General features: G+C 58.0%; 1 pseudogene. It reads left to right on the forward strand.

From position 1 onward, the window contains the following. Positions 1-245, forward strand: a pseudogene (locus tag NCR39_RS29005) (oxalate/formate MFS antiporter); the annotation flags it as partial.

The raw sequence follows: 245 nt of genomic DNA on the forward strand, positions 1-245 counted from the left end.
ATTCGGGCCGATCGCCAAGGAATACGGCTTCGCAAGTTTGCCAGTGAGTCTGTTCGGCGCGACCTTGCCGCTGCTCGCGATGACCTTGTCCATCGACAATCTGTGCAACGGCTTCACGCGCCCGCTATGCGGTTTCATCTCGGACAAGATCGGTCGCGAAAACACCATGTTCATCATCTTCCTGGGCGAAGGCGTCGCGCTGCTGGGGTTGATGCAGTTCGGGCAGAACCCCTACATGTTCATGC

The organism is Caballeronia sp. ATUFL_M2_KS44 (genome assembly GCF_023630965.1).
In the GTDB taxonomy this organism is placed as follows: domain Bacteria; phylum Pseudomonadota; class Gammaproteobacteria; order Burkholderiales; family Burkholderiaceae; genus Caballeronia; species Caballeronia concitans.